The following is a 19,111-nucleotide window of genomic DNA, read 5'->3' on the forward strand; positions in this document are numbered from 1 at the left end:
GTGGGGGAGGCGCCGTCTTCGCGACGGTGAAAATATAAAAAAAAGAACAGGGGCAGCGCCGGTGGCGCTGCCCCTGATTCATTGTAGGCTTGACCCTCACGTGGCGTGAGGCTCCATCCTGTCTTCACGCATGAAGAAAGGGTGAAACGATGCTGCTGAAAATTGGGGAACTGGCAAAGCGCACTGGCTTGACGGTCCGTGCCTTGCACCACTACGACGCGATCGGGTTGCTATCGCCTTCTGCGCGTTCCGACGCCGGCTACCGGCTGTACAACGAAGCCGACATCGCCCGCCTGCACCGCATTCTGGCATTGCGCAGGTTCGGGCTGGCGCTGGCCGACATCGGAACTACCCTCACCAGAGCCGACCTGTCGCTGGCCACGGTCGTCGCGCGCCAGATCGGCCTGCTGACCGAGCAGATCCAGCAGGCCAAAGCCTTGCGCAGCCGCTTGTCCCAACTGCAGGGTCAGCTGGCCGACGGACAGGAACCGGATCTGGCCGATTGGCTGACAACGCTGGAGCACATGACCATGTACGACAAATATTTTTCGCAGGAAGAACTCACGCAATTACCGATCTATACCCAGGCCGATGATGTCGAACCCGAGTGGCAGGCACTGGTAGCGCAGGTGCAGGCGCTGATGGATGCCGGTACTGACCCTGGTGATTCGCAGGCGCAGGTTCTGGCGACGCAGTGGATGGCGATGGTCAGGCGCGACACGGGGAACAATCCGATCCTGTTCGCCAAGCTGAACGCGATGCACGAACACGAGCCCAGCGTGCAGGAGCGTACGGGTATTTCTCTGCAGATGATGACGTTCATCCTGACGGCATCGAAAGCGCACCAGTTGTCGATCTACCGGAATTATCTCGACGACGACGAATTTGCCTTCATGCGCGCCAACTTCGGCAAGCGCGACGCCGAGTGGCCGCCGCTCGTGGCGCAGGTCCGCACGGCGATGGACGAAGGCCATGCGCCCGACTCGCCACAGGCACGCGCGCTGGCGCTGGCGTGGTTCGATCTGTTCCGCTCGTTTGCCGGCGACCAGCCTGCAACCCAGCAAAAGATCCGGCAAGCCTTGCAGGATGAGCCGGCACTGCGGCAATCCGGGATGGTCGACGAGCGCATGCGCGCGTTCATCGGCGCGGCAATGCAGGCCTTGCGCGCATAAAAAAACAGGGGCAGCGCCGCTGGCGTTGCCCCTGTTTGATCGTGCTGCCTGAAGCGGCGCGTTATGCCTTCGCTGGCGCTTTCAACAACGGCTTCAGATACTTGCCGGTGGCGCTGCCCTTGTTCTTGGCCACGTCTTCCGGCGTACCCGTTGCCACGATGACGCCGCCGCCGGCGCCGCCTTCCGGCCCCAGGTCGACCACCCAGTCCGCCGTCTTGATGACGTCCAGGTTGTGCTCGATGATCGCCAGCGTATTGCCCTGGTCGCGCAGGCGGTGGATCACCTTCAGCAGCAGGTCGATGTCGGCAAAGTGCAGGCCGGTCGTCGGCTCATCCAGGATATACAGCGTGCGACCCGTGTCGCGCTTTGACAGCTCGAGCGAGAGCTTGACACGCTGCGCTTCACCGCCCGACAAGGTCGTCGCACTCTGCCCCAGCTTGATGTAGCCGAGGCCCACGTCCAGCAGCGTCTGCAGCTTGCGCGCAATCACCGGCACCGGCTTGAAGAACTCGTGCGCATCCTCGACGGTCATTTCCAGCACCTCGGTGATGTTCTTGCCCTTGTAATTGACTTCCAGCGTTTCGCGGTTGTAGCGCTTGCCATGGCAGACGTCGCACGGCACATACACGTCCGGGAGGAAGTGCATCTCGACCTTGATCACGCCATCGCCCTGGCACGCTTCGCAGCGTCCGCCCTTGACGTTGAACGAGAAGCGGCCTGCGCTGTAGCCGCGTTCCTTGGCCGTCGGCACCGTCGAGAACAGATCGCGGATTGGCGTGAACAGGCCCGTGTACGTCGCCGGATTCGAGCGCGGCGTGCGACCGATCGGTGCCTGGTCGACCGAGATCACCTTGTCGAAGTGTTCCAGGCCGTGGATCGACGTGTGCTCGGCCGGCTCGGTCTGCGAGCCGTACAGGTGACGCGACAGTGCCGGATACAGCGTGTCGTTGATCAAGGTCGACTTGCCCGAACCCGAGACGCCCGAAATGCAGGTCATCAAGCCTACTGGCAGCGTCAGCGTCACGTCCTTCAGGTTGTTGCCCTTGGCGCCCGTGATCACCAGCTGACGCGCCGGGTCGGCCTTGGTGCGCTTCTTCGGTACTTCGATCCGGCGCCGACCGTCGAGGTACTGGGCCGTCACCGAATGCTCGTTCTTCATGATCTGCTCGAGCGTGCCTTCGGCGATGATCTGCCCGCCGTGCACGCCCGCGCCCGGCCCCATGTCGACGATGTAGTCGGCAGTGCGGATTGCATCTTCGTCGTGCTCGACGACCAGCACGCTGTTGCCGATGTCGCGCAGGTGTTTCAGTGTCGCGATCAGGCGATCGTTGTCGCGCTGGTGCAGGCCGATCGACGGCTCGTCGAGCACGTACATGACGCCCGTCAGGCCCGAGCCGATCTGCGACGCCAGGCGGATGCGCTGCGCTTCGCCGCCGGACAACGTGTCCGCGCTGCGGTCGAGCGACAGGTAATCCAGGCCCACGTTGTTCAGGAACTTGAGGCGCGAAATGATCTCTTTGATCACACGCTCGGCGATGTCCTTCTTGGCGCCGGTCAGTTCCAGCGTTTCGAAGAACTCGAGCGTATCGCGCAGCGGCTTGTCGGACACTTCATAGATCGCGCGCTGCTGGGCGCCCTGACCGATTTTCACGTACCGCGCCTCGGTGCGCAGACGCGCGCCTTCGCACGACGGGCACTTCTTCTCATTGATGAACTTCGCCAGCTCTTCCTTGACGGCCATCGAATCGGTTTCGCGATAACGGCGCTGCAGGTTGTTCACGACGCCTTCGAACGTGTGCTCGCGAATCACGGTGCGGCCGCGTTCGTTCACATAGCTGAACGGGATCGCCGTCTTGCCCGAGCCGAACAGCACGGCATCCTGCGATGCCGCCGGCAATTTGTCGAACGGTATGTCGAGGTCGAAATCGTAATGCGACGCCAGGTTCTGCAGCATCTGGAAGTAGAACTGGTTGCGGCGATCCCAGCCCTTCACGGCGCCGGACGCCAGCGACAGGTGCGGGAAGGCCACGACCCGTTTCGGATCGAAGAATTCGATGTGGCCCAGGCCATCGCATTCCTGGCAGGCGCCCATTGGGTTGTTGAACGAGAACAGGCGCGGTTCCAGCTCTTGCAATGAGTAGCCGCAGACATTACAGGCGAACTTGTTCGAGAACACCGTCATGTTCTCGGTGTCCATTTCGTACGCAACCGCGCGGCCATCGGCCAGGCGCAGTGCGGTCTCGAAACTCTCGGCCAGGCGCTGCTTGATGTCCGGATTGACCTTGATGCGGTCGATCACGACGTCGATCGTGTGCTTCTCCGTCTTTTTCAGCTTGGGCAGCTCGTCGATCTCGTAGATCTTGGCCGCAGCCACGCCGCTGGCGATACGGAAACGCACGAAGCCCTGGGCTTGCATTGCCAGGAACAGATCGCCATGCTCGCCCTTGCGGCCGGCCACGACCGGCGCCAGGATCATCAGCTTGGTGCCTTCCGGCATGGCCAGCACCGAGTCGACCATCTGCGACACGGTTTGCGCGGCCAGCGGATGGTGCGGGTGCTGCGGGCAATACGGCGTGCCGACGCGCGCATACAGCAGGCGCAGGTAATCGTGAATTTCGGTAACGGTGCCGACGGTCGAGCGTGGATTGTGCGAGGTCGCCTTCTGCTCGATGGAGATGGCCGGGGACAGGCCCTCGATCAGGTCGACATCGGGCTTTTCCATCAGCTGCAGGAACTGGCGCGCGTAGGCCGACAGCGACTCGACGTAGCGGCGCTGGCCTTCGGCATACAAGGTATCGAAAGCGAGCGACGACTTGCCGGAGCCCGACAAACCCGTGATCACGATCAGCTTGTTGCGCGGCAGATCGAGGTTGATGTTCTTCAGATTGTGCGTGCGGGCACCACGAATGCGAATTTCTTCCATTAAGTTGGGCAGACTTTCTATTAGTTTATGTGGGCCACCGTGGCGGAGCCGCGAACGCTAAGCGACCGGGTCAGCGGGCCAATCGGGGAGAACCCGTTAGTGTAGCTGGTTTTTGTTACGGCTGTATATTTGTCCAGTGGTTCTAATGTGCGCATTGCCGGATCGGCAAGCGCATCCGGGTGGCGCGATGGCCTGGACAACGACATGTCCGCCGTATGTGGGTCGCCCTCTGAACGGTTCAATGACAAAGCGTTCAGATTCGCAAAATAAATTTCTCTGCTGAGCTATGGATGAGGTCGGATTGACAACAAAATCGACGGGATGACGCGGCGTTACGGCTGATGGGTGACAACAAATTGTTGTGGCAAATCCGGGCGCCGGCCTCATAATAGTGCGCTGTACCACCACGTTCCCTGACGCCTAGAAGCATGCAGAGTCAGGGCTGATCATACCCAGCAGGAGTAATCAAATGGCATCAGTTAACAAGGTCATCATCGTTGGCAACCTCGGCCGCGACCCGGAAGTGCGCTACATGCCGAGCGGCGACGCCATCGCGAACATCGCAGTCGCCACCTCGTACAAATCCAAAGACCGCAACACCGGCGAGCAAAAAGAGCTGACCGAGTGGCACCGTATTTCGTTCTTCGGCCGCCTGGCCGAGATCGTCGCGCAATACCTGAAGAAAGGTTCGTCGGTCTACGTCGAAGGCCGCCTGCAGACCCGCAAGTACACCGACAAGGACGGCATCGAGCGCTACGCAACCGACGTCATCGCTGAAAACATGCAGATGCTGGGCGGTCGCCAGGGCATGGGCGGCGACGGCGGCGGCATGGGTGGAGGCATGGACGACGACTACTCGGCGCCACAGCAGCCACGCCAGCAAGCACCACGCCAGGCGCCACCGGCACCGGCAGCACGCCCGCAGCCGAAGCCGGCACCGAACTTCTCGGATATGGATGACGACATTCCGTTCTAGAACTTCCTTCCATCAATTTTTTTGTTGGTAAAAAGCCCGCATACCGAAAGGTGGCGGGCTTTTCCTTTATCAACACACTGCTGTTTAATTCGGTGGTATTTACTGATTACTTATTTTGCAAAAAAAGTGGGTAATGAAGAAGTTCATTGTAAATAGTATCCTGCTTCCGACTATAAGCGCGATCCTGTGAGTTGTTATGAATTAATTAGGCACGATCGAGCCGCTTGAAATATTAATTTCTACTTCGGAATAACGACAAGTTATTGCTGAAGCTGTGCCGATTTCTGAGTTGCAAAAGATGCAATGTAATCAAATAAATCTTATTTTTCTTCTTTTCTTGTTCCACGTATTCGCCCCATTTTCCACTCATATGTTCTTCCTAAGCCCGATGTTATAGATCGGACGTAGCCACGGCAATCTTGGTATTTAATTATCTATTTCACCTTCTGTATTTACAAAAAATAATTCAAAATTGCAGTTGATTAATATATTATTTCTTGTTACTGTAATAAAGCTACCTTGGGTTGTATTTCGCTTACTTCAGCTGGTATTGTCTTGGGGTATCGCTAAAGTCCGCAACAAGTCTGCTTGTGTCCCAATCAGTTCATATCCGACGCAAGTAAATGTCTCGCTTCATTGCTAATGAAAGAATATATGCCAATTAACTTGTCTCTTCTCGGCGGTAAACCACTGATCGATACAGAGGTCAACCCTAGAGAAATTTTCAACCTTCTTGCTGAGAAGGACGAGAAATATAAATATCCACGTGACGTCCAGTCGCAGGTGTGGGACCGATGGATGGCACGTCGAAACGAACGCGATCTAGTGGTGAAAATGAATACCGGCGGCGGTAAAACTATCGTTGGTCTCCTTATGTTGAAGAGCAGTCTAAACGAGGGAGTTGGTCCTGCAGTGTACGTGGCACCGGACAAGTACTTGGTGCGCCAAGTATTGAAAGAAGCCGCAGATCTTGGTGTCCACGCTACTACGGATCACCAAGGCGCAGATTTTTTGCAGGGTAAGGCGATTTTGGTAACGAATATTTACCATTTAGTTAATGGATTGTCGGTTTTTGGAACCACAGATACAGGTGTGAAAATTCCAGTTGGCGCTCTTTTGATTGACGATGCACATGCTTGTCTTGCTACGACCGAGGCGCAGTTCACTCTGAAAGCTGGAGCGACTCATGAACTGTATGCAGCTATGCTGCAGTTATTTCGTCCCACACTTGCCGATCAGAACGAGACAAAGTTGCTTGAGATGGAGGATGGCGCTGGTGAGCTGGAAATGATTGTGCCATTCTGGGCATGGCAGGCTAAAGCCACTCAAGTTGCCAAGATTTTGACAGAGTATCGAAACGATGATGAGATCAAATTTAATTGGCCTTTAGTAAAAAACCATCTGGATCAGTGCCGCTGTGTATTCTCTGGGCATCGCCTTGAGATCAGCCCTAAATGCCTCCCAATCGAAGCAATTCCATCATTTGTTGAAGCAAAGCGTAGGGTCTTTCTGACAGCGACACTTGCAGATGACTCGGTTCTTGTGTCGGACTTCAACGCACGGCCCCAAACGGTGGTTGATCATATTACGCCAAATGTAGCGAATGATATTGGCGACAGGATGATATTAGTTCCTCAAGAAATCGATCCGAACTTAACGGATATTGATCTCAAAAATTACTTAAAAGAAAAATCGAAAATTTACAACACAGTGGTCATAGTTCCGTCAGACTACCGGCTGACATTTTGGAAAGATGTGGCCGACCTGACTGTGACGGCAGAAAATCTTGAAAAAGCAGTTGAGAGATTGAAGATGCAGCACGTTGGCCTCGTTGTTATGGTCAACAAGTACGATGGCATTGATCTCCCCGGAAACGCGTGCCGTATCCTGGTGCTTGATGGGCTGCCCCAAACAAGAAGGCTTTACGAGCGTGTTGAAACAAATTTCTTGGCGGGAAGCGAACACATTATCTCCCGGCAGATTCAACGGATTGAGCAAGGAATGGGCCGTGGAATTAGGGGGAATGACGACCACTGTGCTGTTCTACTCATGGGGCCGTCGCTGATCAAAACCATGTTCCTTATAGGTGCGAAACAGCGATTCTCGCCAGCGACGCGCGCCCAGTTTGAGAAGTCTTTGCAGGTAGCCAGTCAACTTGCCGATGGTATTGCAGAACTGGATAGCGCAATGGACTACTGCCTTTCTAGAAATCCAGAATGGAAGAAGGTGGCGCGTGAGGCGCTTGCAAATATCGTCTACCCTGCGAAAGGATCGGTACGATCGGTTGCGGTGGCGCAGCGGCAGGCATTCGACAATGCATCAATTCGAGATTATGGCGAAGCTCAGCGTGTTATGCAGGCAGCTGTTCGTGAAGCTGTAACTGAGTCAGACAATGTACAAGGTTGGCTTAAATGGCAGTTGGCTGAGTATATGCAGCTTACCGACCCAGTACAGGCTCAGCAAATATTAAAGGCAGCCTTGCAGCTCAATCGTCGTTTAACTCGTCCCATTGATGGCATGGGGTATCAAAAGCTAAATGGCAAGGACCTCTCCCAAGCCAGGGAAATTGCATGGAAACTCAAAAGCTATGCAGGCAAGCCGAATAACTTGCTTATACAGGTGAATGGTATTTTAGATGACCTCGACTTTGTGCCGGACAACGCCACAATTTTTGAAGTGGCAATGGAGCAACTTGGCGATTTCCTCGGATTTCTCTCACAGCGCCCGGAGGTTGAATATAGCAGTGGTCCCGATGTACTCTGGTCTGTGGGCAGCTTGCAGTATTTCGTAATAGAGTGCAAAAGCGGTGCGGTTGTAGAGAAGATCACCAAAACGTACGCAAACCAACTTAGTGGCTCGATGAACTGGTTCGGAAAACGCTATGACCAAACATGCAAAGCCACCGCGATTTTAGTGCATCCTTCGCGTTCTTTTGAGCATGCCGCCACTCCTCATCCTACTGCTAGAATCATCACAGCAAAAACTTTGCCTCTCCTCAAAGACGCAGTGTCCAATTTTGCGAAAGCGCTCGCGGCTTCTATTGATATTATCGATGCTGCTGAGGTACAGCGACTCCTCGACTACTTCAAGCTAACCCCAGCCCTATTAGTCGCCAATTTCACCGAAGAGCCGAGGAGTTAGTCTAAGTAAAAGACATGGAGCGAAGATCTCTTAATTTATTTTAAGACCTTCGCATTCCTATTTGGTCGTGATCACTATATTAATTATTTCATGTGGAAAAATCTGCGTCCAAGTGTATTGGCACTTTACTATTTACATGTGCTGGGACGCTATATCGGGATAAGTAATCTTGTCACGCATGAAAGAATTAAATTGCTAAGCCCAATTTTTTGATCATGTCCGACTTTTAACTATCAGTCCAAGCCCAGACTGCTGATCTAATTCAGTCATCAATCTATGGGCCAACCTCGTCAACCTAGGCCGAAGCACTATCGACCTGAATGTAATCAATCATTGCTCCTGGTCGCCAAGAGGGAAGTCATGCTTAGCTAGTTTTCTTAGTCGAGTTCGACTAGACTAGCCAACCATTTCTGAAATCTCAATCAGATTCAGATCCGGATCACGCACATACACCGAGCGGATCTTGCCGGTGGCCCCAGTCCGCTCGACCGGCCCTTCGACAATAGGCCAGTCGCAGCTGCCCAGATGCGCAATCACTTGATCAAGCGGCACTGACGCAATGAAACACAGATCCAGCGCCCCCGGCACCGGCAGGTGCGCCTTCGGCTCGAACTCGGCGCCGCGCTGGTGTAGGTTGATCTTCTGGTTGCCGAATTTGAAGGCGATGCGACCCGCGCCAAAGGTTTCCAGGCGCATGCCCATGACTTCCGTATAAAAATGCTTCGTCGCATCGAGATCGGTGCAGGTCAGCACCAGATGGTCGAGATGGGAAATCATAGCAGGCGGTCCTTGAATGAAGATGATTACAGCTCGGTGCGCAACTCGAACAACTCCGGGAACAGCACGACATCCAGCATCTTGCGCAAATACCCCACGCCGTCCGTACCGCCCGTGCCGGTTTTAAAACCGATGACGCGCTGCACGGTCGTCACATGCCGGAAGCGCCACAAGCGAAACGCCGTCTCGATATCCACGAGCTTCTCACCCAGCTCATACAGCGGCCAGTACTGGTCAGTATCGCGATACACGACCATCCACGCCGCTTTCACCGACGGATCCGACTGCGTCGCCTGATGCCACGGCCCGGCAAGCCGCGCCGCATCCAGGGCCAATCCACTGCGCGCCATCACCATGATCGCTTCGTCATACAGCGACGGTTTATCGAGCACGCCCTGCAGCGTCGCATGCGCGTCAGGCTTGTGCTGATGCACCTGCAAATGCGTGACGTTCTTGTTCCCCAGGATGAATTCGATCTCGCGATACTGGTGCGACTGGAACCCCGACGACGCGCCCAGGTACGGGCGGATCGCCGTGTACTCGGGCGGCGTCATCGTCGCCAGCACATCCCATGCATGCACGAGCTGGTTCATGATCGCGGCCACGCGCGCCAGCATCTTCATCGCCGCCGGCAGCTGGCCCCGCGCGATGTTGTCACGCGCACCGTGCAGCTCGTGCAGCATCAGCTTCATCCACAGTTCGCTGGTCTGGTGCTGGACGATGAACAGCAGCTCGTTGTGCTCGGGCGACAGCGGATGCTGGGCGTTGAGGATCGTGTCGAGCGACAGGTAGTCGCCGTAGCTCATGTCCTTGCTGAAATCGAGCTTGGCGCCGTGGTAGCCGGGCTGCGATACCGGGCAGCTGCCCGCATCCACATTGTTGTTGGACGAATCCGGATTGACTGGGCAGGGCATCATGTCCTCTCTAGGAAATCGCTCAGGTCACCGCAGTGCGCTTGGCATCGACCTGATAGTCGCTGCGGTCCAGGATATCCTTGAGCACCATCACCGCCTGCCACACATCGTCATACCCCGTGTACAGCGGCGTGAAGCCAAAGCGCATCACCTGCGGCTCGCGATAGTCGCCGATCACGCCGCGCGCGATCAGGGCCTGCATCACCGCGTAGCCATGCGGGTGCGTCACGCTCACCTGGCTGCCACGGTCCGCATGATTGCGCGGCGTGATCAGCTCCAGCGGATGCGCAGCGCATTCCTGTTCGAGCAGCGCCAGGAACAGGTCCGACAGCGCCAGCGACTTCTTGCGCAGCGCCGCCATCGTCACGTCCTGGAACACGGCCAGCCCGCATTCGATCAGTGCCAGCGCCACCACCGGCTGCGTGCCGCACATCGCGCGCTTGATGCCGGCCACCGGCGCAAACGCCGGCTGCATCGCGAACGGCTGGCGGTGCGCCCACCAACCGGTGAGCGGCTGCGTGAACTGCGCATGATGGCGCTGCGGCACCCAGATGAATGCCGGCGCGCCCGGTCCGCCGTTGAGGAATTTGTAGGTGCAGCCCACCGCGAAGTCGGCGTTTGCGCCATTCAGGTCGACCTCCACTGCGCCAGCCGAATGGGCCAGGTCCCAGATCGCCAGCGCGCCGGCGGCGTGGATCTGCGCCGTGATCGTTTTCATGTCGAGCATGCGCCCGGTGCGGTAGTTCACGTGCGTGAGCATCACCACCGCCACCTGGGCGCCGGCATCGCCTTCGAGGGCGGCCGGCAGGTCGGCCCAGCTGTCGAGCAGGCGCAGCTCGTAGCCGCGCTCGAGCCAGCCGATCAGGCCTTCGGCCATGTAGATGTCGCTCGGGAAGTTATCGCGCTCGGTGAGGATGATGCGGCGGGCCGCGTGGGCCGGTGCGTCTGCCTGCATCTTCAGTGACGCAGCCAGCGCCTTGAACAGGTTCACCGACGTCGAATCGGTGACCACCACTTCATCGGCGGCAGCGCCGATCAGCGGCGCGATCAGGGTGCCCAGGCGCTGTGGCAGGTCGTACCAGCCGGCCGTGTTCCAGCTGCGGATCAGGTCATTGCCCCATTCGGCGGCGATCACGTCCTGTGCGCGTTGCAGGGCCGCGCGGGGGCGGGCGCCGAGCGAATTGCCATCGAGGTAAATCACGCCGTCCGGCAGCGCAAAGGCATTGCGCTGGGGAGCCAGCGGGTCGGCCGCGTCGAGGGCCAGGCAGTCTTGTCGTGTGATCATATGAACGGTCGCGAAGAAGTAGTGGGTGCCGGCCTGGCCGGACGATACCGCCATTCTAGGCTAGGGAAGCACTGATTTATTCTGGGGGATGGAATTGGCTGCGGAAAAAGCCGCCATGCAAGGCGCAAATCGCAGCAATAGCGAGCTATTGCGAGAATTTGCAACGCCGCAAGGTGGCTATTTTCCGTGCCAAGTCCGCCTCCATGAATTAATCAGTGCTTCCCTAGAGGCCAAAGAATGCGGTGACAGTGGCGCACCCTGGCTGTAGAATCGCGCCCAATCAAGTGAATGGTGCCGTCCTGCTCGTCTGCAGGAAGGTGAAACGGGAAGCCGGTGACGTGTGCGAATCCATCGCACGCCAGTCCGGCGCAGCCCCCGCTGCTGTATGCCTGACGACCCTCGTCGAACGCCACTGTGCCCCGTGCACGGGAAGGCAGGACCCGGGAAGGATGACGGCAAGCCAGAAGACCGGCCAATCACGATGCATTGCGTACGTCCCGGGGTGTGGGCGTGCCTGTTGGTAGTTCGTCGTTCCTTCTGTGTTGCCAATGCGTTCGCGCAGGCGTTCGCACGTACGCGTGCGCATGGCCTGTCACGCCCAGCGTGGAAGGAAGACGTCTGCCCGTTGTCATGCGCGCCCTGGCGCGCAGCTGAAAAGGTCGACGTTCACATGAACACTGATTCGCTTGCCCGCGCCTGTACTGCGCTGGTGCTTCTGCTCGCGTCCCTGCTTGCCTGTGCCCACAGCCACGCCGCCACCATGTTCGCCGTGGTCACCGAGCGCGCCGCGCCGGGCGCGATCGAGGCCGCGCACCGCCATCTGGCCAGCCACCCGCGCGACCGGATCCAGCTACGCACACCGGCCCAGTTGATGGCTGCCAGCGAACGCGAGGTAGGCCAGTGGATCGCCGGCGCCGACACGGTGCTGGCGGTGTCGCTGTTCGGCGATCCGGCGCGCCGCATGAAGGATGCGCTGGCACGCCATGCAAAGCCAAACACCGCGGTGCTGGCGTTCAATGGCGAAGCAAGCCTGAACCTGATGACGCGCGCGGCGCACGGCAGCCTGGCCGGCTTCGCGCCCGAACTGCTGCGCGAACTGGCGGCCGAAGCGCCGGCGCCCGCCGCACTGCAGGCGGCAGAAGCCAATCCCGCCGCGCGCCACTGGCTCGCGGCGCGGCGCGTCTGGCAAGCGGGCGGCGCGGACAACACCACGGCCCTCATCGCCCACTTGCTGCATCCATCGACAGCGCTCGGCCCTCCGCTGCCAGAACCGACGCTGCGCCTGCGCGTCGGCCAGAACGAGCTGCAGGATGCTGCCGCATGGGGCAACGCCGCCAAGCTGGGTCTGAAGGACCGCCCGACCGTCGTCGTGCTCGACCTGGCGAACATGGATGGCATGGTACCGGCTGCGCTGTGCCGCCGCATCGAAGAACAGGGCCAGGCCTGCGTGCAGCTGCTCACGCGCTGGGGCGGCGCCTCGCGCGAAGCGCTGGTGCGCCTGCCCGAGCTGATCGCGCCAGCGAAGCCTGCAGCGCTGGTGGTGCTGCAGGACTTCGTCGTCGGCGCCGCCGAAGGCCGTGAAGTTGTCAGCGAAGCCTTCAAGCGCCTCGATATCCCCGTATTCAAGGCGATCCGCCTGTCGGACCGCACCGCCATGCAGTGGCAGCTTTCGCCCGATGGCCTGCCGCCCGATTCGGTGCAGTACCGCGTCGCGCTGCCCGAGCTGCAGGGCATTGGCCAGCCGATGGTGGTGGCGGCGCTGGGCGGGTCGCAGCGCGACCGCCTGACCGGCATCGAGAACCGCCCGCCGGTGCTGCTGCCGGCCGAAGTCGATCGCATGACGGCGCGCGTGAGCCGCTGGCTGGCGCTGCGTGCCAAGCGCAACGCCGACAAGCGCGTCGCGATGGTCTATTACAACCACCCGCCGGGCCGCCAGAACATCGGCGCCGACAACCTGAATGTGCCGGCGTCGCTGTTCGACATGCTGCATGCGCTCAAGGCTGCCGGCTACACGGTTGGCGATCTGCCGGCCACGCCCGAAGCGCTGCTCGACATGATCATGGCGCACGGCGTGAACCTGCCGGAAGACCGCGCCGCGCTGCGCGAGATGAGCGCCACCGTCAATAGCGTCAGCGCGGACGACTACGCGCGCTGGTTCGCCACGCTTGCACCGCGCGTGCAGGGCGAGATGAAGGACGGCATGCTGGGCCGCCTGCATGCCGACGTGCTGGTCGCCGAAGCGCAGGGCGAGCGCGCGCCGGGCCGCAAGCAGGCCGAGACGATCATCAAGGAATTGCTGCACCTGGTCGAAGGTGTCGACCATCCGCAGCGCGTGCAGGCCACGCGCGACCTGCATGCGCTCGAAGACGGCTACCGCGCCTGCCTCGACGACAGCAAACCCAGTCCGTGCAAGGCGCTCGCGCCACTGTATCGGCGCCTGATCGGCTACGGCATCGAAGGCATGCGCGGCTGGGGCCCGGCGCCGGGCAAGGTGATGGTCGACAGCGGCAAGCTGCTGGTGCCGGGCCTCACGTTTGGCAATGTGTTCATCGGCCCGCAGCCGCCGCGCGGCTGGGAAGTCGATGAAGAATTGCTGCACGCGAATACCAGCATCACGCCGCCGCACCAGTACCTGGCCTTCTACCACTGGATCCGCGACCGCTTCAAGGCCGACGCCGTCGTGCACGTGGGACGCCACTCGACGTTTGAATTTTTGCCCGGTAAAGCGGTGGGCCTGTCGAGCGACGATTATCCCAGCCTGATCGCGGGCGACCTGCCGGGCATCTACCCGTACATCGTCGACGGCGTGGGCGAAGGCACGCAGGCCAAGCGCCGCGGCCTGGCGATCATCGTCGACCACCTCACGCCCCCGCTGGCAACGACGCCGCTGTACGACGAACTGCTGTCGCTGCGCCAGATCGTCGAGAGCTTCGAAGCTGCGTCGTCCGAGTCGCTCAAGACGCAGGCCGCACAACTGATGCGCGAGCGCGTCGTGGCGCTGAACCTGCGTGCCGAACTCGAAGCGTCGATGTCCGACGTGCTCGAAGTGCGCGGCATCGGCTTCGATGCCGCCGACGACGATTTGCTGGCGCACGAGGTCGGCCACTACCTGACCAAGCTGCAAGAGAAATTCATGCCGTTCGGCCTGCACGTGTTTGGCCGGCCGTGGGACCAGAAGTCCCTCGACCTGATGCTCGATTCGATGACCAAGAGCGGCATCGATGATCCCTCCATCGCCGACAAGCTGCGCGACTCGCCGCGGCGTGAAATGGCTGGTTTGCTGGCGGGCCTGGATGGCCGCTACATCGAGCCGGGCAAGGGCAACGATCCATTGCGCTCGCCCGAGGCGCTGCCGACGGGCCGCAACTTCCATGCGGTCGATGGCGACATCCTGCCCACGCGCCTGGGTTTCGGGCTGGCGCAAAAGATGGCGGCCAAGGCGATGGCGCGCAGCCGGGGCGATGCTGCGCGGGAGCAGGGCAGTGAAGGCATCATCCTGTGGGCCTCGGACGCGGTGCGCGACGAGGGCGTGATGGTCGGCTTCGCGCTGGCCATGATGGGCGCGGAGCCGGTCTGGAATGCGCGCGGCATCGTCACCGACGTGCGCCTGGTGCCGGGTGCCGTGCGGCGCGATGCGCTGGTGACCACGTCTGGCCTGTTCCGCGATTTGTACCCGAACCTGATCCGCCTGATCGACCGCGCCGGCCGGCTGGCGCTGGCGGCGTCCGCCGAGACGATGGCGCGGCAAGACCCGGCCCTGCGCGAAGCCTTGCAAGCCGCGCTGGCGCCGCTCCAGGGCGCCGCCTGGGGCAGTGAAGCCGTGCAGGACAACCGGGTCGCGCGCGAATGGCTGGTGCGCCAGCGCGCGCTGGTCGCGGGCGGCGCATCGACCATCGAAGCGGGGCAGGGCGCCGCGCTGCGCGTGTTCGGCGATGCGCCGGGCGCGTACGGCACGGGCGTGAACCGCCTGACCGAGCGCTCGGGCGCCTGGCGCGAGCGCGAGGAAATCGGCCGTGCCTATCGCAACCGCATGGGCCACGCGTACGGTCTGGATGCCGACGGCGATGCGCAGCACCGCGCCTTTGACGTCGCGCTGGACGGCATCCACCGCACCTACCACGGCCGCGCCAGCAATCTGTACGGCCTGCTCGACAACAATGACGCCTTCGACTATCTGGGCGGCCTGTCGCTGGCCGTCGAGACGCGCACCGGCCGCGTGCCGGACGCATTGATCCTGCAGCACGGGCGACCGGGCCAGGCCGACGTCGAGCCGCTGGCCACCGCGCTGCTGGGCGAATTGCGCGGGCGCTTTTTGAACCCTGCGTGGCTGCGTCCATTGATGGACAACGGCTACTCGGGCGCACGCACGATGGGCCAGGAATTCATCGAGAACCTGTGGGGCTGGCAGGTCACGCGCCCGGACCTCGTGAAGAACTGGGCCTGGGACGAAGTCAAGGCGGTCTACTTCGACGATGCGCACAAGCTCGGCCTGCCCGAATTTCTGGGCCAGCGCCACAACGCGCACGTCAAGGCGCACATGCTGGCCGTGTTCATGGTGGCCGCCGAAAAAGGCTTCTGGAAGACCGACCCGGAAACGATCCGCACGATGGGCGGCGAGCTGGCGCGCCTGGTGGCCGCCAACGGCTTGCCGGGCAGCGGCCACACGTCGCCCGATCACCCGATGTGGGGCTGGCTGGCGCCGCAGCTCGATCGCGGCGATGCGCAGCAGCTTGGCGTGACGCTGGCGAAGGCGCGCGGCGAGATGCTGCCGGCGCTTGCGGTCCCGGCACCTGCTGGTGCGCCGACAGCGGCGGTATCACCGGCCGCGGCGCCACCACGCGCCGACGCGCAGCAGGGGCAGGCGCCTTCCGCGCCCGCACCGGCGGCCCCGCCAGCCATGCGCGTGTATGAACTCAACCAGCAACCCGAACCCGCGCCGCTTCCTGGCCTGCGCATCGTGCAGGTCCTGGTCATCCTGGCCGCCTGCTTTGCCCTGTTTGCGCTCGGCCTGTGGCGCGGCCGCAGCACCCCTCAACCTGTAAGGAGTACCTCATGATCGATCACTTGTCCTATGCCTGGCTGCACGACGCCGTCAGCTGGCTGCTCACGCCTTCGCTGGTGGCGCTGCTGGCCGGCTGCGCCATTGCGCTGGTCGAATCCGGCATCGCCGTCGGCGAGCGCTTTCACGGGCTGGCCCGGTTGCGCGCGTCCGGCAACATCGAGCACGTGCAGAAGCTGGCCCGTCACCGTCTGGAGCGCGCCGACCTGCTGGCGCGCATCCCGCCGATGCTCGGCCTGATGGCCACCATCATTCCGCTCGGGCCTGGCCTGGCCGCGCTGGGTGAAGGCGATCCGGCCAAGCTGGCCAGCGCCGTGACGGTTGCCTTCGATGCGACCGTGCTGGGCCTCATTGCCGGCATCGCCGGTCTGGTGATCGGCAAGCTGCGCCGCCGCTGGTACGAAGAGACGCTGGACGCGATGGAGCCGCTGGCATGAGCGCCCCGGCACGTGGCCGTCTGCGCCTGTACCGCCATCTCGATGCGCGCTTCGACCAGAGCGACGAAGACCCGCGCGCGAGCCTGGTCAACCTGGTCGACGTGATGCTGGTCTTTGCCTGCGGCCTGATCGCGGCGATCGCCGGCTCGCAAGGGGCCATCAAACCGCCGCAACCGGTCGAGAAGGGCCGCCAGATCGAGCGCCCCGCCAGCGGCGTCACGCAGGACGGCAGCGGTTACGACCGCGTCGGCGAAGTCTATCGCGATCCCAAGACCGGCAAGCTGGTGCTGATCGAGCCCACGGCAACCCCCGCAAAAAAATAAAGAAAATAATGAAAACCACCTTGTTGCGCGCGCTGCCGGCCACCATCGGCCTGCTGTGCGCCACCGGCGCCTTCGCCCAGGCCGTCCCCACCGTCACCATCCACGCCGGCGCGGGCGACGGCGGCCTGGCGCTCGACCGCCCCAACAGCACCGGCAGCCGCCTGGATATCAGCACGCTCGACCTGCCGGCCAGCGCCGAGACCCTCAACGCCGCGACGATCGCGGCGCGCGGCGACCTGTCGGTCAAGGACGCCGTGACCCGCACCACCGGCCTGACCGACAGCAGCTCGCCCGGCAGTGGCATCAGCTATTCGGCGCGCGGCTTCAATGGCAACAGCTCGGTCGCGCTGCTGGAAAACGGCCAGCGCCTGCTGGTCGGTTCCGGCACCGCCACCTATCCGTCCGACCCATGGGGTTACGACACCATCGAGGTATTGCGCGGCCCCGGTTCGGTGGTCCATGGCAGCGGCACGACCGGCGCCATCATCAATGCGGTGCGCAAGGCGCCGCGCCGTGAAGCATCACTTGAAGTGATGGGCGGCGTTGGCGGTGGCCAGGCGCTGCGCGCCGGCGTGGGCGCCACCGGCGCGCTGGGCGAGCAGGGTGCATTCCGCATCGATGCCTATGCCGGCCGCAGCGACGGCTTCATCGAACGCGGCGAGGCGCGCCACGGCAAGATCCTGACCAGCATGACCACGACGCTCGCGCCAGGCGTGACGCTGTCGGCGCAACTCGATCACGCCGAGCAGGAACCAGTGCGCTACTTTGGCACGCCGCTGGTGAACGGCGCCCTGGCCGAACAGCTGCGCGACGAGAACTACAATGCAGGCGACGCCGTGCTGCGCTACGTCGACGACAAGGCCGTTGCGCGCCTGGACTGGCAAGCGGCCCCAAACCTTGCCATCAGCAACGAGCTGGCGTACTTCAAGGCGCGTCGCGACTGGCGCAATATCGAATCGTATGCCTATGACCCGGTGCGCAATGTGGTCGACCGCAGCGACTACATCGGCATCCGCCACAATCAGGAGCAGACCGCAAACCGCCTGGAAGCGCGTTACCAGCACGGCGCCAACCAGATCGTCGCCGGCTGGGAAGTCTCGACGATCAACTTCCGGCACACGAACAATGCGCCGTACGGCGGCGCGTCGACCGTCGCGCCGACCGGCTTCGATCCGGGCAGTTTCAGCGACACGACCGATGCCTTCGTGCCGAACTTCGCGACCGACACGCTGACGCACGCGTTCTACGTGGAAGACGCCTACCGCGTGAACGAACGCCTGCTGCTCACGGCCGGTGCGCGCCATGACCGCTACAAGGTTGACTTTCAAGACTTGCGTGCTGCAAGCGGCAATCACAACGCGACGCTGCGCTCGACCGCCGTGCGTCTGGGCGCTAGCTGGAAGCTGGATCCGTCCACGTCGCTGTACGGCCAGGTCAGCACCGGCAGCGACCCGGTCACGAGCCTCCTGTCGATGAACCTGGCCAACAGCCGCTTCAAGCTCACCGACGCGCGCCAGGTTGAGGCGGGAATCAAGGGTGTGCTGGATGGCGGTGCGGCCGAATGGACTGCGGCGCTGTACCGCATCGAGAAGGACGACATCATCACGCGCGACCCGGACAACGCTGCCATCTCCAGGCAGGGCGGGTCGCAAACGTCGCAGGGTGCGGAAGTCAGCGCCAGTGTGCGCCTGGCGCAGGCCTGGCGGATCGAGGGCAATCTGGCGTACACGCAGGCCAAATTCGATGCGCTGCTTGAGTCGGGCGCAGGGGGAAGCAGCATCTCGCGCGCCGGCAACCGGCCTGCCGACGTACCGAAGCTGTCATCCAACCTGTGGCTGACGTACCGCACTGCAGGTTGGCGCACGAGCACCGGCCTGCGTTACGTGGGCGAGCGCTTCATCAGCAACGCCAATACGCAGACGCTGCCGGCGTACACGACGCTCGACGCGTCGATCGGCTGGACCGTCAACCGCAATGTGCAGGTGCAGCTCAATCTGCGCAACCTGACCGACCGCCTGTATGCGATCACGAGCTATGGCCCGACCCAGTCGCTGCTGGGTGACGAGCGGCATGCCGAGCTGACGGTCCACTGGCGCTACTGATC

11 protein-coding genes and 1 riboswitch are annotated in these 19,111 nt (G+C 61.5%); of the genes, 7 read left to right on the forward strand and 4 right to left on the reverse strand.

Annotation, left to right across the window (positions count from 1 at the left end; all coding sequences use genetic code 11):
• Positions 1–149 precede the first annotated feature (149 nt).
• On the forward strand, positions 150–1,172 hold the full coding sequence (locus HD842_RS13435) for a MerR family transcriptional regulator (protein ID WP_183555181.1): 1,023 nt from the start codon (positions 150–152) through the stop codon (positions 1,170–1,172).
• A 61-nt stretch (positions 1,173–1,233) separates the two neighbouring features.
• Here the strand turns inward: HD842_RS13435 and uvrA are convergent, their stop codons facing one another.
• A complete protein-coding gene (gene uvrA, locus HD842_RS13440) occupies positions 1,234–4,095 on the reverse strand; it encodes an excinuclease ABC subunit UvrA (protein WP_183555182.1) in 2,862 nt (953 codons plus the stop codon).
• Between the two features lie 469 nt (positions 4,096–4,564).
• On the opposite strand from uvrA, the gene ssb reads away from it, so the two are divergent.
• Together ssb and HD842_RS13450 are read left to right on the forward strand one after the other, a co-directional pair.
• The gene (gene ssb / locus HD842_RS13445; RefSeq protein WP_183555183.1) at positions 4,565–5,071 is read left to right on the forward strand and encodes a single-stranded DNA-binding protein; all 507 of its coding nucleotides are present in this window, start codon (positions 4,565–4,567) and stop codon (positions 5,069–5,071) included.
• Positions 5,072–5,725: 654 nt separating this feature from the next.
• Positions 5,726–8,212: a DEAD/DEAH box helicase gene (locus HD842_RS13450; protein WP_183555184.1), complete on the forward strand. Its 2,487-nt coding sequence runs from the start codon at positions 5,726–5,728 to the stop codon at positions 8,210–8,212.
• A gap of 396 nt (positions 8,213–8,608) precedes the next feature.
• On the opposite strand, the gene HD842_RS13455 is transcribed toward HD842_RS13450, so the two are convergent.
• From HD842_RS13455 to kynU, 3 genes are read right to left on the reverse strand one after another with little or no spacing between them, the layout of a single operon-like run.
• A complete protein-coding gene (locus HD842_RS13455) occupies positions 8,609–8,989 on the reverse strand; it encodes a VOC family protein (RefSeq protein ID WP_183555185.1) in 381 nt (126 codons plus the stop codon).
• Positions 8,990–9,015: 26 nt separating this feature from the next.
• Positions 9,016–9,906 (reverse strand): tryptophan 2,3-dioxygenase, encoded by an 891-nt coding sequence (kynA, locus tag HD842_RS13460; protein ID WP_229424747.1) that lies wholly within the window; start codon positions 9,904–9,906, stop codon positions 9,016–9,018.
• Between the two features lie 19 nt (positions 9,907–9,925).
• On the reverse strand, positions 9,926–11,188 hold the full coding sequence (kynU, locus tag HD842_RS13465; protein WP_183555186.1) for a kynureninase: 1,263 nt from the start codon (positions 11,186–11,188) through the stop codon (positions 9,926–9,928).
• A 272-nt stretch (positions 11,189–11,460) separates the two neighbouring features.
• Positions 11,461–11,679: riboswitch (cobalamin riboswitch) on the forward strand.
• Positions 11,680–11,858: 179 nt separating this feature from the next.
• On the opposite strand from kynU, the gene HD842_RS13470 reads away from it, so the two are divergent.
• From HD842_RS13470 to HD842_RS13485, 4 genes are read left to right on the forward strand one after another with little or no spacing between them, the layout of a single operon-like run.
• A complete protein-coding gene (locus HD842_RS13470; protein WP_183555187.1) occupies positions 11,859–16,244 on the forward strand; it encodes a cobaltochelatase subunit CobN in 4,386 nt (1,461 codons plus the stop codon).
• Positions 16,241–16,684 carry a MotA/TolQ/ExbB proton channel family protein gene (locus HD842_RS13475; RefSeq protein WP_183555188.1) on the forward strand — a complete coding sequence of 148 codons (444 nt, stop codon included), beginning with the start codon at positions 16,241–16,243 and terminating at the stop codon, positions 16,682–16,684. The genes HD842_RS13470 and HD842_RS13475 overlap by 4 nt, the downstream gene beginning before the upstream one ends.
• Complete coding sequence (locus tag HD842_RS13480; protein WP_183555189.1) at positions 16,681–17,007, forward strand: DUF2149 domain-containing protein; 327 nt, start codon at positions 16,681–16,683, stop codon at positions 17,005–17,007. The genes HD842_RS13475 and HD842_RS13480 overlap by 4 nt, the downstream gene beginning before the upstream one ends.
• 8 nt (positions 17,008–17,015) lie before the next feature.
• Positions 17,016–19,109: a TonB-dependent receptor gene (locus tag HD842_RS13485; protein ID WP_183555190.1), complete on the forward strand. Its 2,094-nt coding sequence runs from the start codon at positions 17,016–17,018 to the stop codon at positions 19,107–19,109.
• Positions 19,110–19,111: the final 2 nt, after the last annotated feature.

Origin of the sequence: Massilia aurea, from assembly GCF_014200505.1 — a bacterium.
In the GTDB taxonomy this organism is placed as follows: domain Bacteria; phylum Pseudomonadota; class Gammaproteobacteria; order Burkholderiales; family Burkholderiaceae_D; genus Telluria; species Telluria aurea_B.